Origin of the sequence: Tunturiibacter empetritectus, from assembly GCF_014201375.1 — a bacterium.
GTDB lineage: Bacteria > Acidobacteriota > Terriglobia > Terriglobales > Acidobacteriaceae > Edaphobacter > Edaphobacter lichenicola_D.
In genome coordinates this window covers 692210-711311 of the sequence record NZ_JACHDZ010000003.1, presented here as the reverse complement: position 1 = coordinate 711311, position 19102 = coordinate 692210, and the positions used below count along the sequence as shown (strand labels likewise).

Annotated in this window: 15 protein-coding genes and 1 tRNA gene; 13 read left to right on the top strand and 3 right to left on the bottom strand. The window is 58.5% G+C overall.

Translation table 11 applies throughout. The features are described from left to right. The 6 genes from HDF10_RS12075 to rplK form a co-directional block, all read left to right on the top strand. The coding region (locus HDF10_RS12075; protein ID WP_142988355.1) for an EF-Tu C-terminal domain-related protein at positions 1-96 on the top strand (96 nt) is incomplete at its 5' end. A gap of 275 nt (positions 97-371) precedes the next feature. Beyond that, entirely contained in the window at positions 372-521 is a 150-nt protein-coding gene (rpmG, locus tag HDF10_RS12070) for a 50S ribosomal protein L33 (protein ID WP_158943905.1), read from the top strand. A gap of 49 nt (positions 522-570) precedes the next feature. Further along, positions 571-646, top strand: a tRNA-Trp gene (locus tag HDF10_RS12065). Between the two features lie 66 nt (positions 647-712). Beyond that, entirely contained in the window at positions 713-973 is a 261-nt protein-coding gene (gene secE / locus HDF10_RS12060) for a preprotein translocase subunit SecE (protein ID WP_179585117.1), read from the top strand. Between the two features lie 42 nt (positions 974-1015). Further along, the gene (gene nusG, locus HDF10_RS12055) at positions 1016-1654 is read left to right on the top strand and encodes a transcription termination/antitermination protein NusG (RefSeq protein WP_183813609.1); all 639 of its coding nucleotides are present in this window, start codon (positions 1016-1018) and stop codon (positions 1652-1654) included. A gap of 84 nt (positions 1655-1738) precedes the next feature. After that, complete coding sequence (gene rplK / locus HDF10_RS12050; protein ID WP_183813607.1) at positions 1739-2173, top strand: 50S ribosomal protein L11; 435 nt, start codon at positions 1739-1741, stop codon at positions 2171-2173. 151 nt (positions 2174-2324) lie between these two features. Here rplK and HDF10_RS12045 read toward each other — a convergent pair whose 3' ends face one another. Continuing rightward, positions 2325-3419, bottom strand: coding sequence for an SPL family radical SAM protein (locus tag HDF10_RS12045; protein WP_183813605.1), 1095 nt, complete (start codon positions 3417-3419; stop codon positions 2325-2327). Between the two features lie 74 nt (positions 3420-3493). Here HDF10_RS12045 and HDF10_RS12040 point away from each other — a divergent pair, with 74 nt between their 5' ends. From HDF10_RS12040 to rpoC, 6 genes are all read left to right on the top strand, one after another. Beyond that, on the top strand, positions 3494-4090 hold the full coding sequence (locus HDF10_RS12040; RefSeq protein ID WP_183813603.1) for a Uma2 family endonuclease: 597 nt from the start codon (positions 3494-3496) through the stop codon (positions 4088-4090). Between the two features lie 162 nt (positions 4091-4252). After that, positions 4253-4963 carry a 50S ribosomal protein L1 gene (rplA, locus tag HDF10_RS12035; RefSeq protein ID WP_179637359.1) on the top strand — a complete coding sequence of 237 codons (711 nt, stop codon included), beginning with the start codon at positions 4253-4255 and terminating at the stop codon, positions 4961-4963. 74 nt (positions 4964-5037) lie between these two features. Beyond that, positions 5038-5823 carry a 50S ribosomal protein L10 gene (rplJ, locus tag HDF10_RS12030; protein ID WP_183813601.1) on the top strand — a complete coding sequence of 262 codons (786 nt, stop codon included), beginning with the start codon at positions 5038-5040 and terminating at the stop codon, positions 5821-5823. 138 nt (positions 5824-5961) lie between these two features. Beyond that, the gene (gene rplL, locus HDF10_RS12025; RefSeq protein ID WP_183813599.1) at positions 5962-6336 is read left to right on the top strand and encodes a 50S ribosomal protein L7/L12; all 375 of its coding nucleotides are present in this window, start codon (positions 5962-5964) and stop codon (positions 6334-6336) included. Between the two features lie 636 nt (positions 6337-6972). Continuing rightward, positions 6973-11460 carry a DNA-directed RNA polymerase subunit beta gene (gene rpoB / locus HDF10_RS12020; protein ID WP_183813597.1) on the top strand — a complete coding sequence of 1496 codons (4488 nt, stop codon included), beginning with the start codon at positions 6973-6975 and terminating at the stop codon, positions 11458-11460. 198 nt (positions 11461-11658) lie between these two features. Beyond that, a complete protein-coding gene (rpoC, locus tag HDF10_RS12015; RefSeq protein ID WP_183813595.1) occupies positions 11659-15849 on the top strand; it encodes a DNA-directed RNA polymerase subunit beta' in 4191 nt (1396 codons plus the stop codon). 739 nt (positions 15850-16588) lie between these two features. Here the strand turns inward: rpoC and HDF10_RS12010 are convergent. Next, positions 16589-17164 carry a PEP-CTERM sorting domain-containing protein gene (locus HDF10_RS12010; protein ID WP_183813593.1) on the bottom strand — a complete coding sequence of 192 codons (576 nt, stop codon included), beginning with the start codon at positions 17162-17164 and terminating at the stop codon, positions 16589-16591. Positions 17165-17529: 365 nt separating this feature from the next. Between HDF10_RS12010 and HDF10_RS12005 the strand changes: the two genes are divergently transcribed. Continuing rightward, the gene (locus HDF10_RS12005; protein ID WP_183813592.1) at positions 17530-18060 is read left to right on the top strand and encodes an SRPBCC family protein; all 531 of its coding nucleotides are present in this window, start codon (positions 17530-17532) and stop codon (positions 18058-18060) included. An 84-nt stretch (positions 18061-18144) separates the two neighbouring features. On the opposite strand, the gene HDF10_RS12000 is transcribed toward HDF10_RS12005, so the two are convergent. Further along, positions 18145-18831, bottom strand: coding sequence for a PEP-CTERM sorting domain-containing protein (locus tag HDF10_RS12000; RefSeq protein ID WP_183813591.1), 687 nt, complete (start codon positions 18829-18831; stop codon positions 18145-18147). Positions 18832-19102: the final 271 nt, after the last annotated feature.

Here is a 19102-nt window from a genome sequence, read left to right as displayed (position 1 = left end):
CATACGCCAGTCGCGATGGAGAAGGGTCTGCGCTTCGCTATCCGCGAAGGCGGCCGCACCGTCGGAGCTGGAACCATCAGCGAGATCATCAAGTAGAGATTTGAACGATAGGCGGCAGGAAGAATCCTGCCGTCTTCTCGTTTATTGCTTCCTTGTTCTATTTGGCGGCCATCGTTCTGGCAGATCGGAGCTATGGCTTTCCTGAAACACTGTTTTAAGAGATAATTTGAGAGGACGAGCGTGGCCTGACCGCTTTTCTTCCGTCTCACAATCAGGATTTGGTTGCAGGGGCCATTGCCCTGTGTTGCGGCGTGTCACTACGCTGCTTGCCAGCCGAGGTGGCTGGCCACGTTAGAAGGAGATTTTTCATTATGCGCGAGATCATTACTCTTCAGTGCCCGGATTGCAAGAACCGGAACTACTCCACGACGAAGAACAAGAAGACGACCACCGGTCGCCTCGAGTTCTCGAAGTTCTGCAACACCTGCCGGAAGCACACGGACCACAAGGAAACGAAGTAGTCTCCAGCCGGATTCTGGGGTGAGGCGCAGGTCTCACTCCGCACAACCTGGGGGAGTAAGCTCAACGGTTAAACTGTCGGTCTCCAAAACCGAACTTCTCGGTTCGAATCCGAGCTCCCCCGCCAGTTTGCCCGGTCCCTCAAGTCCGGGAACAGACACCACAACGCACCACGAAGATTGAGGCAGTTACTATGGCCAAGACAATAGCGGTAACCGAACAGCCCAGCACCGGATTGCAGCAGTTGAAGTCGCAGCCAGCCCGTCTCGGCGAGTTCCTCAAGGACGTTCGCAGCGAGATGCGCAAGGTGATCTCGCCCTCGCGCGCAGAGGTTCAGTCGACTACGATCGTTGTTCTCGTCACCGTCTTCATCTTCGCCGCATACTTCTGGCTGGTGGACAACATCATCGGCCGGGCGATCGAAGCCCTGTTGCACCGGCTAACCCAGCACTAAAAAGATTTGATTCCGAGCAAGAGCGGTAGAGAGAAGTACACGATGCGTGAAAAAGGCACAACGATGGCGGCAGAAGAGCAAAATCCGGAAGAGCAGAATCCTCAGGGAGAACCCTCTGAGCAGCTGGCTCCGCCGGTCAATGAGAACTTCAAGTGGTACATCATTCATGCCTACTCGGGCTTTGAGCGCAAGGTGCGCGAGTCCCTCGAGAGCCGCATCACTGCCTTCGGTCTGCAGAACCGCATCGGCCGCATCATGATTCCGACCGAGCCGGTCACCGAGCTGCGCAACGGCAAGAAGTACACCATCGAGCGCGTCTTCCTGCCCGGCTACGTTCTGGTCGAGATGGATCTCGACAACGACCTGTGGCATGTCATCAAGAACACGCCGCGCGTCACCGGATTTCTGGGAACCGGCGACAACCCGGTCGCGCTCTCTGAGCAGGAAGTAAGCTCCATCCTCTTCCGCACCGAGACCGCAGGCAACAAGCCGAGCATGAAGGTCAAGTACGAGAAGGGCGAGCAGGTCCGCATCAACGAGGGCCCCTTCGCCAACTTCACCGGCGCGGTCGACGACATCAACGAGGACAAGCAGACCCTCAAGGTCATGGTCAGCATCTTTGGCCGCTCGACTCCGGTCGAGATCGAGTTCTCCAAGGTCGACAAGGTCGTCGACGAGTAGTTGAGAGTTTTGAAATAACATTAAGCAGCAGGCGTTCGGATGTAACAACGCCCGCCGCTGGAAGAGTAAAGAGGATTTACCGAAATGGCACCGAAGAAGATCACTGGATACGTCAAGCTTCAGATCATGGCCGGCAAGGCCACCCCTGCACCTCCGGTCGGCCCCGCACTCGGCCAGGCCCAGGTCAACATCATGGAGTTCTGCAAGCAGTTCAACGAGCGCACCAAGGCGCCTGACATGGCCGGACTCACCATCCCGGTCGTCATCAGCGTCTACGCGGACCGCACCTTCAGCTTCATCACCAAGACGCCTCCGGCTCCGGTGCTCCTGCTCAAGGCTGCCGGCATCGAGAAGGGCTCCGGCACTCCGAACAAGGAGAAGAAGGGCAAGGTGACCGAGAAGCAGATTCTCGCAATCGCCACCCAGAAGATGCCGGATATGAACGCGACCACCGTCGAGGCTGCGGCAAAGACCATCCGCGGCACCGCCCGCTCGATGGGTATTGAAGTCGTAGGCTAACTCACGGCTGTTCGCACCGACTAAGTTTTCTACAATCGAGGACGCAAGGAACATCACCGACATTGTCTGTCGACGATGACCTCCAGGCGTCCTCTCTCGTCGTTAACTGCCCTTGCTCCACTACATTTGCCTGCTTCACTCCTCTCAAACTCTAGGCAAAGAGCCTTTGCTGTCTTGCCTTTGTTCCCGCACTCTGTGTGGGTCTTTTGCCGCCGCCTTCCTCGTTTCGAGTGAGCAGGGCGTCGCTCGAACGCTTTCCGAGGCCGTACCGCCTACACGCGCGGTCGACCATCTTCGCAAGACGCTCGCGGTACTCTCTCCCGGCGAAGTCTGTGGTGGCGAAGCGTTTGGCGTAGTCGGCCTGGAGGGCAGGGAAGTGCTCACGAACAAAGCTCAGGTAAGTAGGACGTGAGCACGGCTTGAGGAAGAGTGGATGCGCGGCGAAGAAACTTGCTCCCACGGCAGCGGAGCGACGAGCCATGCCGTCCAGCGCCTCTTCATTATCGGTGATGCCAGGCAGCAGCGGCGAGCCGAAGACTCCGGCGACGATCCCCGCCTCCCGCAGTCGCTTCACTGCCTGAAAACGCAGGTCAGGCCGGGGCGCTCGCGGCTCGAGCAGACGCGCCAGTGCCGCATCCGGTGTCGTGATCGTCACATGCACCACCAGGGTATTGCGGCGAGCAACTTCTACCAGCAGATCGATATCGCGTTCGATCAGCCGCGACTTGGTCACAATCCCAAGGCGGTAACCTTCCTTTCGCGCAAACACCTCGAGCAGGCTGCGCGTAATCTTTGCCCGTCGCTCGATCGGCTGGTAGGGATCGGTTGCTGTGCCGAGTGCAACCTCATCTCTCGGATCAATCTTTTTCAACTCCTGCTCCAGCAGCCATGCGGCGTTCTGCTTCAAGAAGATCATTCGTTCGAAGACGAGAGGATCGCGAAAATCCACCGCAGTAAGCTCGTCTTCGCGGGGCGCCAACTGAGCCTTCGGAGCCATGAACTCATGCGTATACCGCGCATAGCAATACTTGCAGCCGAACTCGCATCCCCGGTAAGGATTGATGCTGTAGGCCAGGGACAGCTGCCGCTTCGACACCGATTTATTCAGGATGCTTCGTACCTTCAACTTCTTGAATTCGATCAGATGCCCATCGTCGGCATGCTCTGCTTCGGCCGCCATACGAGCGATGCCTACAGGAGTTTGGGGAAGAATTGGAAAGAGTGATGTGCTAGTTGTTTTCGCCATCTGTTCGCCTTATGATGTCGAGAGTAGGCGTGCACTTCGAATCCGTCAAGGGCCGATTTAGTAGACTTTCTCCTATGAACTCCGCCTTGGCGGGAAAGCGACCGCCGTTTCGCTTCCGGCCCGAAACCCCGATGAGCGATGAAGACCTGATGCACTTCTGTGCTGCGAACGACATTGCGCGTGTAGAACGCGAGGTGGATGGGGAGATTCTTGTCATGTCGCCCGCAGGAAACCGCACCGGGAGAAGAAACGCGGCCATTATCAGCGCACTCGACACATGGGCCCAGAAGGACGGGCGCGGCTATGTCTTCGATTCGAGCACCGGCTTTACCCTGCCCGACGGCTCCATGCGGAGCCCCGACGCCGCATGGATCGAAGCCTTCCGATGGAACGCCCTCAGCCGGGCAGACCAAGACCGTTTTTCGCCGATCTGCCCTGACTTTTTGATTGAGCTGCGCTCGCCGTCCGATGAGCTGGCGGCACTCGAATGGAAGATGGCGAGGTGGATTACGAATGGTGCGAAGCTGGCTTGGCTGATCGATCCCGAACGAGAAGTCGTAGGTATCTATCGGCCCGATATTGAGCCCGAGATCCTCCATCAACCATCTCTGGTTCAAGGTGCCGGAATTATTGACGGTTTTACCCTGAATTTGGCTAGGATTTGGCGTTGAAGACAGGATAATCTCTACTCAAGCGTCACAATCAGGTCTATATTTTGTTGACGTTTCCTTGATTTCCCGGCATACTCATAAGAGTGCCTCAATGTCCAGTTGAGGCCAGTCGAGAACCACGCCCGGAGAGATCAACTCCAGAGGGGTGGGAGACGAGGGAAAATGGCAAGGAAGCTCTCTAAGAATCTAGTAAAGGCGCGTGCGCTCGTTGAGCCCCGTCCTTATCTGTTGGCGGACGCAGTTCCGCTCCTGCAAAAAGCAAAGTACGCGAAGTTCGACGAGACCGTCGATCTGACCATGCGCTTGGGCGTCGATCCCCGCCACGCGGACCAGATGGTTCGTGGCACTGTGGTTCTGCCGCACGGTCTGGGCAAGTCGAAGATCGTTGCCGTGATCACCTCGGGCGATCGCATCAAGGAAGCCGAGGCTGCCGGCGCTGAGTTTGTCGGTGGTGAGGAGTTGGTCGAGAAGATCCAGAAAGAAAACTGGACTGCCTTTGACGCTCTGATCGCGACCCCTGACATGATGCGTTCGGTCGGACGTCTCGGCAAGGTGCTCGGTCCAAAGGGGCTGATGCCTAACCCGAAGACTGGTACGGTTACCACCGATGTTGCCGCTGCGGTCAAAGAGATCAAGGCCGGTAAGGTCGAGTTTCGCACCGACAAGACTGCGCTGGTTCACGTTCCGGTCGGCAAGCTCTCGTTCGATCCGCAGAAGCTGGTAGATAACGCGATGACCGTCATCACGAGCGTGGTGAAGGCCAAGCCGTCGGCCGCCAAGGGCAAGTACATCAAGGGCGTCACGCTGAGCTCGAGCATGGGCCCTGGCATTCAGCTCGACTACGCCGCTGCCGAACTGGCAGGCAAGGCCTAATCAATTTAGTTAGCACGAAACCCCTCTGGCGCGGAAGCGAGGAGCGGGCAAGCGAAAGCGAAGAGGATTCAGTCATGGCATTGACCAGAGCATCAAAGACGGAGAAGGTGAAGCAGCTCGCGATCGAGCTCGAACACTCGACCTCCGCTATCATCGGCACCTTCAAAGGCCTCACCGCTGCGAAGGACTTCGAACTGCGCAAGACGGTTCGCGCCGCCGGCGGAAACTACCACGTCGTCAAAAACAAGCTGGCTGCACGCGCCAGCGAAGGCACCAAGATCGAGTCGGCGCTGCAGGGCCTCAAGGGCGTGTCGGCTGTTGCCTACACCTCGGGCGACCCTGTTGCTCTGGCTAAGGCGCTTTCGACCTGGGTCAAGGACAACGCCGAGTTCACCTTCAAGTTGGGTATCGTCGACGGCAAGGTGATCGACGTCCGTGAGATCGGCGATCTCGCCACCATGCCGGGCAAGGAAGAGCTCTTCTCGAAACTCCTCTTCCTCATTCAGTCGCCTGCGCAGCGTCTGGCCACCGTCATCAACGCAACCGGCCGCAATCTCGCGGTTGTCATCAATCAGGGCGTTGAAAAGGGCAAGTTCGCTGGCGCTCCGGCAGCCCCAGCTGAAGCTCCGAAGGCAGAATTCAAGGTTGAAGAGACTCCTGTCGCAGAGGCCAAGGTGGAGGAAGCTCCTGTCGCAGTAGCTGAGGCTCCCGCTGCTGAGGCTCCCGCCGCTGAAGGTCAGCTCGTAGCCGAGGCGCACGCAGTTGAAGCTCCCGGCGCCGATGCAACCGCTGAGCAGCCCGAAAACTCCACCGCATCGCAGGGTGGGGAAGCCGCGACCACGGACCCGGTCGAGGGCTAAAACAAGTTTCGCCTGGTCTTCCCGGGGGCGCTGGTCTGGGCGCAACGGAAACCCTGGAAGGCATAGGCAGCCAAAGCGCAGTCAGGCTTTGGAAGAGCAATAGGCACCACAAAGTTCAGTTCTAATTGGAGAAATAACATGGCAGACATCCAGCAGTTGGAAGATTCAATCGTTAGCCTCAGCCTCCTCGAGGCTTCGGCTCTGGTCAAGAAGCTCGAAGAGCGTCTCGGCGTTTCGGCAGCAGCGGCAGTTGCAGCCCCGGCAGCGGGCGGCGGCGCAGCGGCAGCGGCTCCGGTCGAAGAGAAGACCGAGTTCACCGTCATCCTCAAGAATGCGGGCGCGAATAAGATCAACACCATCAAGGCTGTACGCGAAGTCACCGCTCTTGGGCTGAAGGAAGCCAAGGACCTGGTCGACGGAGCCCCCAAGGCTTTGAAGGAGAACATTTCGAAGGATGACGCAGCTGCCATCGCCAAGAAGTTCGAAGGCGTTGCAACCATCGAAATCAAGTAGTTAACTGGCAGCTTGCACTATAAGGCGGAACGCGATATTCTTGACGTTAGAGAAAATTCGTTCCGCCTTGACGTGCTCATTGGCGGCCAGCAGTATCCAGAAAAAACTTCGTTGTACCCGGATCATCCTGTCTTCACAGGTTAAGGAACCGGCCACTATACGCTTCGAGCAGCGGATGCGCATAGTGCAATAAGAAACATGCGAGCGGCGCAACTTTGGGGTAGGCGAACCTCAATGGCGGCAGGCATTAACACCACTTATATAGAAACAGTGCACAAGTCGACCTTTGCGCTCATGGGGCATGCTGTCCCCGCGAGCGCTTTGCCGTGTTTATCGGCATTGTCTCCGCTAAAGGAGCCAACAGTACGCTGCACGCGTTCTTTATAGCAGCTTCGAACGCCTGCAGGTAGTAAAAGTTTCAAGATTTATCCGTGCCGCGGACCATTACGGCAAGACATTTTGCGCACGGGGCTCGCTGCCATCGAGGACAGCAAGACCCGAAGAAGTTCAAGACTGCGCGATCAGAAGCAAACCCGGAGGGCCTGACCGAAGCCCTCCCCTAACGAGTGAAGCCAGCAATACGATTGCCGGCAGACGCACTCGAGAGGCCTCGAAGGTCAGTTTTCAGGAGAGAGCATGTCTGGCGAGTCCAACAACAGCGAAATGCGCGCGATCCGAAGCCGTCTTGATTTTTCCAAGATCCCCACATCCATCCAGATTCCTAACCTCATCGAAGTGCAGCGCCGCAGCTACGAGCGCTTCCTGCAGATGGACAAGCTCCCGCAGGAGCGCGAAGACAACGGTCTGCAGTCCGTATTCACCTCCGTCTTCCCCATCACCGACTTCCGTAACGTCTCCGAGCTCGAGTTCGTCGACTTCTCCATCGGCAACTGGGAGTGCAAGTGCGGCTACCTCAAGGGCCTCAACCACCTGCGCACGGCCTGCACCAACTGCGGCCACATGGTTATCACCGACCCCTTCCACCCGGGCGACGTGCTCTGCAACTTCTGCGGAACCTACAACAAGAACACCCCTGACTTCTGCACCAAGTGCGGTGACCCCGTCGGCCTGCAGCTGAAGTACGACCAGGCAGAGTGCGAAGAGCGTGGCATGACCTACTCTGCACCTCTCAAGGTCACCATCCGTCTGAAGATCTACGACAAGGACCCCGAGACCGGCGTCAAGAGCCTGCGCGACATGAAGGAGCAGGAAGTCTTCTTTGGCGACATTCCGCTGATGAGCCAGAACGGCACCTTCATCGTCAACGGGACCGAGCGCGTCATCGTGTCGCAGCTCCACCGTTCGCCCGGCGTCTTCTTTGAGACAGCGAACAACCGCACCTACTTCCTCGGCAAGATCATCCCGTACCGCGGCAGCTGGGTCGAGTTCGAGTACGACCAGAAGAACACCCTCTACGTCCGCATCGACCGCAAGCGCAAGTTCCTTGGCACCATCTTCCTGCGCGCGCTCGGCCTGCGCACGGATGAAGAAATCCTCAAGACCTTCTACACCGTTGACACCATCAACGTGGCTGACGGCAAGCTCCACTGGAAGGTTGTTCCCGAAGGTCAGCTCAGCAACCTGCAGGGCACCCGTCCCGCCCATGCCGTCACCGTCAAGGGTGAGGAGATCGCTCCTGCCACGCGCAAGATCTCCGCTCACACCATGAAGGGTCTGCGCAGCCACAAGATCGACTCAGTCGAAGTCGAGACCAGCGAGTTCGATGGTGCGATGACTGCCGCCGACGTGGTCGATCTCACCACTGGTGAACTGCTCTACGAAGCCAACCAGGAGCTCACCGCCGATAAGCTGCACAAGATCATCCAATCCGGCGTCTCCAGCATCGAGGTCTTCTTCCCCGAGCGCGACGACGTGGGCAACATCATCACCAACACCCTGCGCCGCGACTCCGTGCGCAAGCCCGAGGAAGCTCTCATCGAGATCTACCGCAAGCTGCGTCCGGGCGACCCACCGACCCTCGACACCGCGACCGCGCTCTTTGAAGGCATGTTCTTCGATCCGCGCAAGTACGACTTCTCGCGCGTCGGCCGCCTCAAATTCAACATCAAGCTCTACGAGAACCAGGATCCCTCTGGCCTAGACCACCGCACGCTAACGCCTGAGGACTTCTACGGCACCATCCGCTACCTCCTCAAGCTGCGCAAGAACATCGGCGTCGTCGACGACATCGATCACCTTGGCAACCGCCGCGTCCGCGCTGTCGGTGAGCTGATGGAGAACCAGTTCCGCATCGGCCTCGTCCGTATGGAACGCGCCATCAAGGAGAAGATGTCGGTCTATCAGGAGATGTCGACCGCGATGCCGCACGACCTCATCAACGCCAAGCCAGTCATGGCGGCGATTCGTGAGTTCTTCGGCTCCTCGCAGCTCTCGCAGTTTATGGACCAGACCAACCCCCTTTCGGAGATCACGCACAAGCGCCGCCTCTCCGCCCTTGGGCCCGGTGGTCTGTCCCGTGAGCGCGCGGGCTTCGAAGTCCGCGACGTGCACCCCACTCACTACGGCCGCATCTGCCCGATTGAGACGCCGGAAGGCCCAAACATCGGTCTGATCTCGTCGCTCTCCTGCTTTGCGCGCATCAACGAGTACGGCTTCATCGAGTCGCCGTATCGCCGCGTGAAGGATGGCCGTGCGCTCGACTACGTCTCCGTCTCGAACGCCGGCGAGTCCGGTCTGCGTCAGGGCGACTACCTCGAGATCGAAGAGGCTCGTGCCAAGAACGCAGATCTGAAGAAGGCTGGGAAGCGCACCATGGACCTCGCCCCCTTCAGCTTCTACCTCTCGGCCTGGGAAGAAGACCGCCACACCATCGCGCAGGCGAACATCGAGCTCGATGCGAAGTTGAACATCGTGCAGGATGTCGTCGACGCCCGTCGCCAGGGCAACTTCGTTCTCGTCAACAAGTCCGAAGTGGACTACGTCGACGTCTCGCCGAAACAGCTGGTCTCGGTCGCCGCATCGCTCGTACCGTTCCTCGAGCACGACGACGCAAACCGCGCACTGATGGGCGCCAACATGCAACGGCAGTCGGTTCCTCTGCTTGTCGCTGAGGCTCCGTTCGTCGGTACTGGTATGGAAGGCGTCACCGCCCGCGACTCAGGCGCCGTCATCCTGGCCAAGCGTAACGGCATCATCGACTCGGTCGATTCCGAGCGCATCATCGTGCGCGTAGAAGGCGAGCATCACCCCACTCAGCTCTCGCGTGAGGTCGGTTCGGACATCTATCAGCTCACTAAGTTCAAGCGCTCCAACCAGAACACCTGCATCAACCAGAAGCCGATCGTCCGCAAGGGCGACCGCGTGGTCAAGGGTCAGGTCATCGCCGACGGTCCTTGCACCGAGCAGGGCGAACTCGGCCTCGGCCGCAACGTTCTGGTCGCCTTCATGCCGTGGCGCGGTTACAACTTCGAGGACGCGATCCTCATCTCGGAGAAGCTGGTCCGCGAGGATTACTACACCTCGATCCACATCGAGGAGTTCGAGATCGAAGCCCGCGACACGAAGCTTGGGCCAGAAGAGATCACTCGCGATATCCCCAACGTCAGCGAGCACGCACTGCGCGATCTCGACGACTCGGGCATCATCCGTATCGGCGCGAAGATCGGTCACAACGACATCCTCGTCGGCAAGGTAACGCCGAAGGGTGAAACTCAACTGACGCCGGAAGAGAAGCTCCTCCGCGCCATCTTCGGCGAAAAGGCCGGCGATGTTCGCGATGCTTCGCTGACGTGCCCTCCGGGTATCGAAGGCACCGTCGTCGACGTCCGCATCTTCTCCCGCAAAGGTCAGGAGAAGGACGAGCGCGCCAAGCAGATCGAGCAGGAGATGATCGAGAAGCTCGAGCGTAACCTTGCCGACGAGATTCGTATTCTCACCGACGAGCGTCTCAAGCGTCTCGAAGCAATCCTGGGAGCCAAAGAAGTTTTGGCTGATCTCCATGACGAGCGCACCAACAAGAAGCTGCTCAACAAAGGCGACATCCTCGACCGCGACACCATCGAGCTCATCAGCACCCGTAATCTCAAGCGCATCCGCTACGCCGACAAGGACCCCCGCGTCAACGAGCAGATCGACGAGATCGAGGAGATGACCTCACGTCAGATCGATGTTCTCCGCAAGATCACCAACGAGAAGATCGGCAAGATGCAGAAGGGCGACGAACTCTCGCCCGGCGTCATCAAGATGGTCAAGGTCTACATCGCCATGAAGCGCAAGCTCTCTGTCGGTGACAAGATGGCCGGCCGCCACGGTAACAAGGGTGTTATCGCACGAATCCTCCCTGAGGAAGACATGCCGTATCTTCCCGATGGAACCCCGGTCGAGATCGTCCTCAACCCGCTCGGTGTGCCTTCGCGTATGAACGTCGGTCAGATCCTCGAGACGCACCTCGGCTGGGCCGCGCATGAGCTTGGCAAGCAGGTCGCCGAACTCGCCGAAACCATGCAGTCTGCCAATGAAGTCCGCGAGCTCTTCAAGGCGCGCTTCGCCGGTACCGCTGCACTCAACCAGCTTCTTGACCTCGACGACGAGCAGACCCTGCGCGTTGCCGCCGGCATGAAGCGTGGTATCTGGTTCGGCACGGCAGTCTTCGACGGCGCACGCGAGACCGAGATCAAGGCGTTGCTGAAAGCAGCTGGGCTTCCAAGCTCAGGTAAATCGCAGCTCTACGATGGCATGATCGGAGAACCCTTCGAACAGCCCGCCACCGTCGGCTACATCTACATGCTCAAGCTGTCGCACCTTGTGGATGACAAGATCCACGCTCGTTCCATCGGACCGTACTCGCTCATCACCCAGCAGCCGCTGGGCGGTAAGGCGCAGTTCGGCGGACAGCGCTTCGGTGAGATGGAGGTCTGGGCCCTTGAAGCTTACGGCGCAGCTTACATCCTGCAGGAGCTGCTCACCGCCAAGTCCGACGACGTCTTCGGTCGTACCAAGATCTACGAAGCCATCGTCAAGGGCGAAGCTGCCATCGAGCCGGGTGTTCCCGAGTCGTTCAACGTGCTTATCCGCGAACTGCAGTCCCTCTGCCTGGATGTCGAGCTGATCAAGCTCGCCGACCAGAAGAAGCCGGCACTGCCAGCCATCGCCGCAGCAGACTAGTCGATACAGCTCCACTCCAGGCACGGTCCTTCTGAATGAGGCTCACGCTCAACATTCACGAAGGGCCGGCCAAAGGGGAAGAGCAATAAAGAGAAGCAGGCGACGGACCTAACCACCCACCGCCCAGCAGAAGTAAAGCAGCAGCAACCAGCAGCAAGGCGCAAAAAACGCCAGACACTGCACACGGAGACGCCAAATATGTTTCGCTCCAGCCCCTTTGAACTGACCGGACCCATCGCCGACTTCGACGCCATCAAGATCCAGCTCGCCAGCCCCGAGAAGATCCGCAGCTGGTCGCACGGCGAGGTCACCAAGCCGGAAACCATCAACTACCGTACCTTCAAGCCAGAGCGCGACGGACTATTTTGCGCAAGAATCTTTGGCCCCATCACTGACTGGGAGTGCCTCTGCGGCAAGTACAAGCGCATGAAGCACCGCGGCGTCATCTGCGACAAGTGCGGCGTCGAAGTCACCCTCTCGAAGGTTCGTCGCGAGCGCCTCGGACACATCGAGCTCGCCAGCCCCTGCTCGCACGTCTGGTTCTTCAAGGGCCTGCCCTCGCGCATCGGCCACCTGCTCGACATCAGCCTGCGTGAGCTTGAGGCCGTCCTCTACTTCGAGTCCTACGTCGTCGTCGATCCAGGCGATGCGCCCGTCAAAGAGCGCGAAGTCATCAAGGACGAGACCAAGTTCCGCGAGCTGGATGCACAGTACCGCCCCTCCGGCTTCAAGGCCATGATGGGCGCCGAGGCCATCAAGGAACTCCTCAAGCGCGTTGAAGTCACCGAGCTTGCCATCGAGCTGCGCGAGCGCATGAAGACCGAGACCTCGCTGCAGAAGAAGCTCAAGTACTCCAAGCGTCTCAAGATCGTCGAGGCCTTCCGCAAGTCCGACAACCTGCCGCAGTGGATGATCCTCGACGTGATCCCCGTGATCCCGCCTGAGCTTCGCCCCCTCGTTCCGCTCGACGGCGGCCGCTTCGCCACGTCTGACTTGAACGACCTGTATCGCCGCGTCATCAACCGCAACAACCGCCTCAAGAAGCTGATGGACCTCCACGCACCTGAGGTCATCGTCCGCAACGAGAAGCGTATGTTGCAGGAAGCCGTAGATGCTCTGTTCGACAACGGCCGTCGTGGTCGCGTTCTCCGCGGCGCGAACAACCGTCCGCTGAAGTCGCTCTCCGACACCCTCAAGGGCAAGCAGGGCCGCTTCCGTCAGAACCTTCTCGGCAAGCGCGTCGACTACTCTGGCCGTTCGGTCATCGTCGTCGGTCCCGAGCTGAAGCTGCACCAGTGCGGTCTTCCCAAGAAGATGGCGCTCGAGCTCTTTAAGCCCTTCATCTATCACCGCCTCGAGCAGACCGGCCACTGCACTACCATCAAGCAGGCTAAAGAGATGGTCGAGATGCAGGAGCCAATCGTCTGGGACATCCTCGAAGAGGTCATCAAGGATCACCCGGTTCTTCTCAACCGCGCTCCGACGCTTCACCGTCTCGGCATCCAGGCCTTCGAGCCCGTGCTCGTTGAAGGTAAGGCGATCAAGATCCATCCGCTCGTCTGCACCGCCTTCAACGCGGACTTCGACGGCGACCAGATGGCCGTTCACATCCCGCTCTCGCCTGAGGCTCAGATTGAAGCCAGCGTGCTCATGCTCGCTTCGCACAACATCTTGTCCCCGGCGTCTGGGCAACCGATCACAGTCCCGACGCAGGACCTCGTGCTCGGTCTCTACTACCTCACCAAGGCGAAGGTCAATGCTAAGGGTGAAGGCCGCGTCTTCGCCAACATCGAAGAGGTCTTCATGGCCCTCGAAGCGAAGCAGGTCGAGACCCTCACCCCGATCCGTCTGCGCTACACCGGCCCTGTCCTCGACATGACCACCGCGTACGACGATCAGGACCTCACCCACACCGAGCCGGTCGAGTTCAACAAGCAGTACATCAACACGACCGTCGGCCGCGCCATCCTCAACGATGCGCTCCCCGAGGGCATGCCCTACGTCAACGGCCTCCTGAAGAAAAAGGGCATCGGCCAGCTCATCAACTACTGCTACCTGAACCTCGGCCTCGAAGTCACGGTCAAGACTCTCGACCGCGTCAAGGACCTCGGCTTCACCTATGCCACGCGCTCCGGCCTCTCGGTCGGGCTCGACGACATGGTCATCCCCGACTCCAAGTACACGGTCGTGGGCGATGCCGAAAAGCAGGTTCTCGCCATGCAGCAGCAGTACCTCGACGGAGCCATCACCAACGGTGAGCGCTCCAACAAGGTCATCCAGATGTGGTCGGGAGTCACCGAGCGCGTCGCCGACGAGATGTTCAACAACATGAAGCGTGCCGACAAGGAAGGAGCCATGAACCCGATCTACATCATGGCCGACTCCGGTGCTCGTGGATCCAAACAGCAGATCCGCCAGCTCTCCGGCATGCGTGGTTTGATGGCCAAGCCCTCGGGCGAAATCATCGAAACCCCCATCACGGCGAACTTCCGCGAAGGTCTCACCGTGCTGCAGTACTTCATCTCGACCCACGGCGCACGTAAGGGCCTCGCCGACACCGCACTCAAGACCGCTGACTCGGGTTACCTCACCCGCCGTCTGGTCGACGTTGCGCAGGATGTCATCATCTCGCACAACGACTGCGGCACCGTCGAAGGCATCTACGTCACCCCCATCATCGAAGCCGGCGAGACCATCGAGCCGTTGCGCGACCGCATCATCGGGCGTGTTTCACTTGAGAAGCTCAAGGACTTCGAGGGCAAGACCATCGTCGACGTCAACCAGGAAATCGACGAAGATCTCGCCAACGCCGTTCAGGCCGCGGGTATCGAGCGCGTCAAGATTCGCTCAGTTCTCACCTGCGAGTCCAAGCGCGGCGTCTGCATCCTCTGCTACGGCCGTAACCTCGGCTCCGGCAAGATGGTCGAGATGGGCGAAGCCGTCGGCGTCATCGCGGCACAGTCCATCGGCGAGCCTGGCACCCAGCTCACCATGCGTACCTTCCACATCGGCGGTACGGCATCACGCGTATCCGACGCCTCGCACCTCGAGGCCAAGAACGTCGGCACCGTGCGCTTCATCAACCTCGTCACCGTTCGCTCCAAGGACGGCGGCCTGGTCGCCTTCAACCGCAACGGTTCGCTCGCCATCGTCGACGAGAAGGGCCGCGAGAAGGAGCGTTACGCTGTCGTCTACGGTGCCAAGCTCAAGGTCGAAGAGGGCCAGCAGGTCGTCCAGGGCACGCGCCTCGGCGAGTGGGATCCCTACACCTTCTCTCTCCTCACCGAGATCGCCGGAACCGTCCAGTTCAAGGACCTCCAGGAAGGCCTCACTCTCAACGAAGAAGTCGACGAAGTCACCGGCCTCAGCCGTCTTGTCGTCACCGACTCCTCCGATGAGAAGCGTCAGCCCGCCATCATCATCAAGTCCGCTCAAGGCAACAAGCGTTACCTCATGCCTTCACGCGCTCACCTCATGGTGGCCGACGGCGACGAGATCTTCCCCGGCGACATCCTTGCCAAGATCCCACGCGAAACCACGCGTACCAAGGACATCACCGGCGGTCTCCCACGCGTCGTCGAACTCTTCGAGGCTCGCAAGCCACGCGACCCGGCGATCATCAGCAAGATCGATGGTGTCGTTCGCTTCGGTGAAGTGTCGAAGGGCCAGCGCAAGGTCTACGTCACCGCGGACAACGGTCAGGAAGAGGAGTACAGCGTTCCCCGCGGTACTTATGTCAACGTGCAGGAAGGCGAACGCCTCCGTGCTGGTGATGCACTGATCGACGGTCCTCGCAACCCGCACGACATTCTGGAAGTTCTCGGCGAGCGCGCACTCCAGCAGTACCTCGTCAACGAAATCCAGGAAGTCTACCGGCTCCAGGGCGTTACCATCTCCGACAAGCACATCGAAACCATCGTTCGTCAGATGCTTCGCTGGGTCAAGATCGAAGAAGTCGGTGACACCAGCTTCCTCGTCGATCAGCAGACCGACCGCTTCCGCTTCAACGCCGAGAACCAGCGCGTGTTGATGTCCGGCGGCAAGCCTGCCATCGGCCGTTCGCTCCTCCTCGGCATCACCAAGGCGTCGCTCTCGACCGACAGCTTCATCTCGGCCGCCAGCTTCCAGGAGACCACCCGCGTACTCACTGAAGCCAGCATCAACGGCTCCATCGACACGCTTCGTGGCCTCAAGGAAAACGTCATCGTAGGCCGCCTCATCCCCGCCGGAACCGGCATGGAGTACTACCGCAACGTCCAACTCTCACCCGAGCTAGAGGAAGCGGCAGCCCAGGTCCAGCAGGAAGTGGCCTCCGCCATCGAAGCCGAAGAGCGCGAACTAGAGCAGATGCGCATGGAAGGCGAACAAGAAGAACTAGCCGCCGAGTAACTCCGCGTCACGGCGAAAGCGCTTCGCGCAAATACAAACAACGGCAGGGCTTCGGCTCTGCCGTTGTTTGTTCAATTCAGGTCTTTAGAAGGGCGACTGCAATCATGAATCCCGCTAAAAAGACCAAGTTCCCGCACCAGAAGTAGAGTAGTGTCTTTAGCGGTGCTGAAATTGTTCTGTTGTGCTTATGATTTTGTTTAACTACCAAAGTGATGACGAGAAAGGTTAAAGCGCATAGTGCCATGAAAAAAGGAATTAGACTGCTGATGTGAATCTGGACGAATTGCAGCAAAGTAACCTCCTTATAGGCCGCACATAACAGCGTGCGCGCCTGCCCCCGCCACAGTAATCACGGGAACCGTCCGCGCACGCCCAGTGCACGAGTTATCTAGCGAGAATTCGAATTAGAATTTCCCCCGCGAACCATCATCTCTGATTCTCAGCCACGATCGCTTTCCGGCCATAGTAGCTGATCAGATAGAACGCAACTCCGAAAGAGATAATGTCCTTGAAGAGAAACAGGCCGGTGTTATTCATGTAGTGGATGCCGTGAACCACGACCCACGTCTAAAAGTCTATATCTGGCCCTACATCTCGATTTTGAAATCTGGGCATTCACGCTACGCCCGAACTGCTTCTTTCGGCATAACGTAAATCTTCGCCAGCCCGACTGAGCGTATCAAGCGATTCGCGAGCCACTGGTGGCGAGTGTTAGCGCAGTCCGCAGGTGCAGCTCCAGCTATGAAGCTCTCCGGGCAGCTCGCATGCGGCGGAAGCCAATCTGAAAGAGACCAGCCAGCCCAGTGCCAAGCAGAATGAAGCTTGACGGCTCAGGGGTGGTCTCACCTCCCGTCACCACGTATTCGAGCGAGGTGATCTCCTCGACTTGCTCAGTTCCATACCCGACACCATCGTAGACGCCGCTACCATAACAGGTCGTTGTTACGAAGGTAGGCACGGCCCCGGTGCCTGCGACAGGGGGGATGTCCTGGCAGGTACCGTCGATTTCGAAATCGTATATGAAATTTGGTCCAAAGTTGGTGAACGCTAACCCGCCGTCAAAGAAGTCTACTGTGTCGAAGCTGTACGGGCTTGGAAAGTCGGGCGACTGCAGGAGGGGGTACAAGAAATCGCCATAGTAATACGGCTGGAGATAGTAGAACACCTGGTCGGGATCGAACGAGAAGGTGGTTGAGCCCGTGTCGTCGAAGTTGTGGTAGACGAAGTTGACGGTAACCGTCACCAGAGGATCGGCCTCAGCCGCAAGGCAACCGCCAAAGAGCAGTAGACACAGAAGACAAAGAGATCGACGCATGAACGCCTCCTAAATTCCTCTCCTAAGGCACGTCTACACTAGCCCGGAAACGACCCTGGGTCAAGGTACGAGTTCAGGACAAGTATGAGTTTGAGGACCCGGTTACAGTGGATACTCCCCTCAGTTCGAAGAGTTGTGACGACATTACGAAAAGTCGGCGGGTGGCCCATCCTTAGTCTTACTCACTTCAAGCAACACAAATGATCGGGTGTCCCATCCTTCGTGCACTTTGCGAAGGGTGGGATGTAAACAGCAGCCGGGTGCCCCCATATCTCGATTTGGAAATGTGGCCATTCGCACTGGCGCGAACCGTCTTTCCACTTCTATACTGGCGGCTCACTCCTAGGAGATCGTAAGGAGCCACTATGTTAAAAACCCTTGGCCTCATCCTTGTTCTGGCTGTCACTGTAGTCCTTCTTCTCGCGCTCACCAAGCCGAGCACCTTCCGAGTAGAGCGTTCCGCCACCATCACCGCTCCACCCGAAAAGATCTCCGCCTTCATCGACGACTTTCATCAATGGAATGCGTGGTCGCCCTGGGCCAAGCTCGACCCCGACATGAAGACCACCTACTCCGGCCCATCCAGCGGCGTCGGCTCCGTCTACGAGTGGGAAGGCAACGGCAAGGTCGGCAAAGGCCGCATGGAGATCCTCTCCGTCGAGCCCGCCAAAACCACCATCAAAATCGACTTCCTCAAGCCCTTCGAAGGCCACAACACCGCCGACTTCGTCCTCGAACCGCAAGGCTCAGCCACCCGCGTCAACTGGATCATGAAAGGCCCGATGGACCTCTTCCCCGGCAAACTGATGAGCGTCTTCACCACCATGGACAAGATGATCGGTCCCGACTTCGACAAAGGTCTCGCCAACCTGAAATCTGCTGCGGAACATCCGTAATCAATGGGATCGAAGGTTGCACCGATCACCATGAGCTTGCCGTTCGGTCCCAGACAGTTGATCAGCATCGCCTTCGAACTTGGGCTAAGACCGAAGCTTCCGCCGAACCACGCCACTCAACCCAAGCAGCCCAATCCCAAACAGAGCAAGACTCGAAGGCTCAGGCACCGGCGAATAGTCCACAGTCAACTCAACCGTATACGGAATCACCACCTGCCCACTCCCTCCCAGGTAGCCCGCCCAGTTGGAGCCAGGATTCAGAAGAGCAGACTGAATAAATCCGCTGAGCACAAAATTCAGATCCTGAATGTTCGTCGACACCTTCTCCCCAGCAACCGTCGTCTTCCCGGTAAAGAGAAGATCGACCGACACATCGGAGATTCCATTCTTGCTGAACGTAGGCGCAACAGAAGGAAGAGAGTGATTGATCACCGCACCAAACGGCGCTCCCGCGAACTCGTGTCCCGTCCCGAGCACCATGGTGCCAAGCGGAGGCCCCGCGATCCCAACCGAAGCATCCTCGAAGACGCTCCCCGTCGGCAGCAGAACCGACACATTCGAAAACGGTATGACGACGTTCGTCGAGATGCTCGGACGGTTATTCAGGAACGGCTGCCCTTGAACCTTATCGTACTGGCCGAAGAAGTTATCGTTGGGGCTGGACACATCTATGGTGACGCTCGTGTGAACGGTGAGTTGGATACTATCTGCCAACGCGCCGTGTGCAGGGAACGAAAGTGCAGCCGCTACGAACATCCAGGTGATTCGCATTCAATTCGTCCTTACGCAGATGGGGAAACTCATCTTCCAACCAATGAAGGCACGTAGGATGCCAAAGTTACGCGTTCAATTCAAAAGAATGTGCAGCCAAGTCACCTTGGTGTGCGCAAAAGTATGCATATAAAAGTGGAGTTTTAGGCCTACTTCGGTTACTTTTCGAAACCATCGGCATAACCTGTGGGTGATACTGCCCATCGTCGCCGTAACGTGGGATACGCCTTTATCACGTACGTCTACAACCCAAAGAAACAGGTTCTAGCGA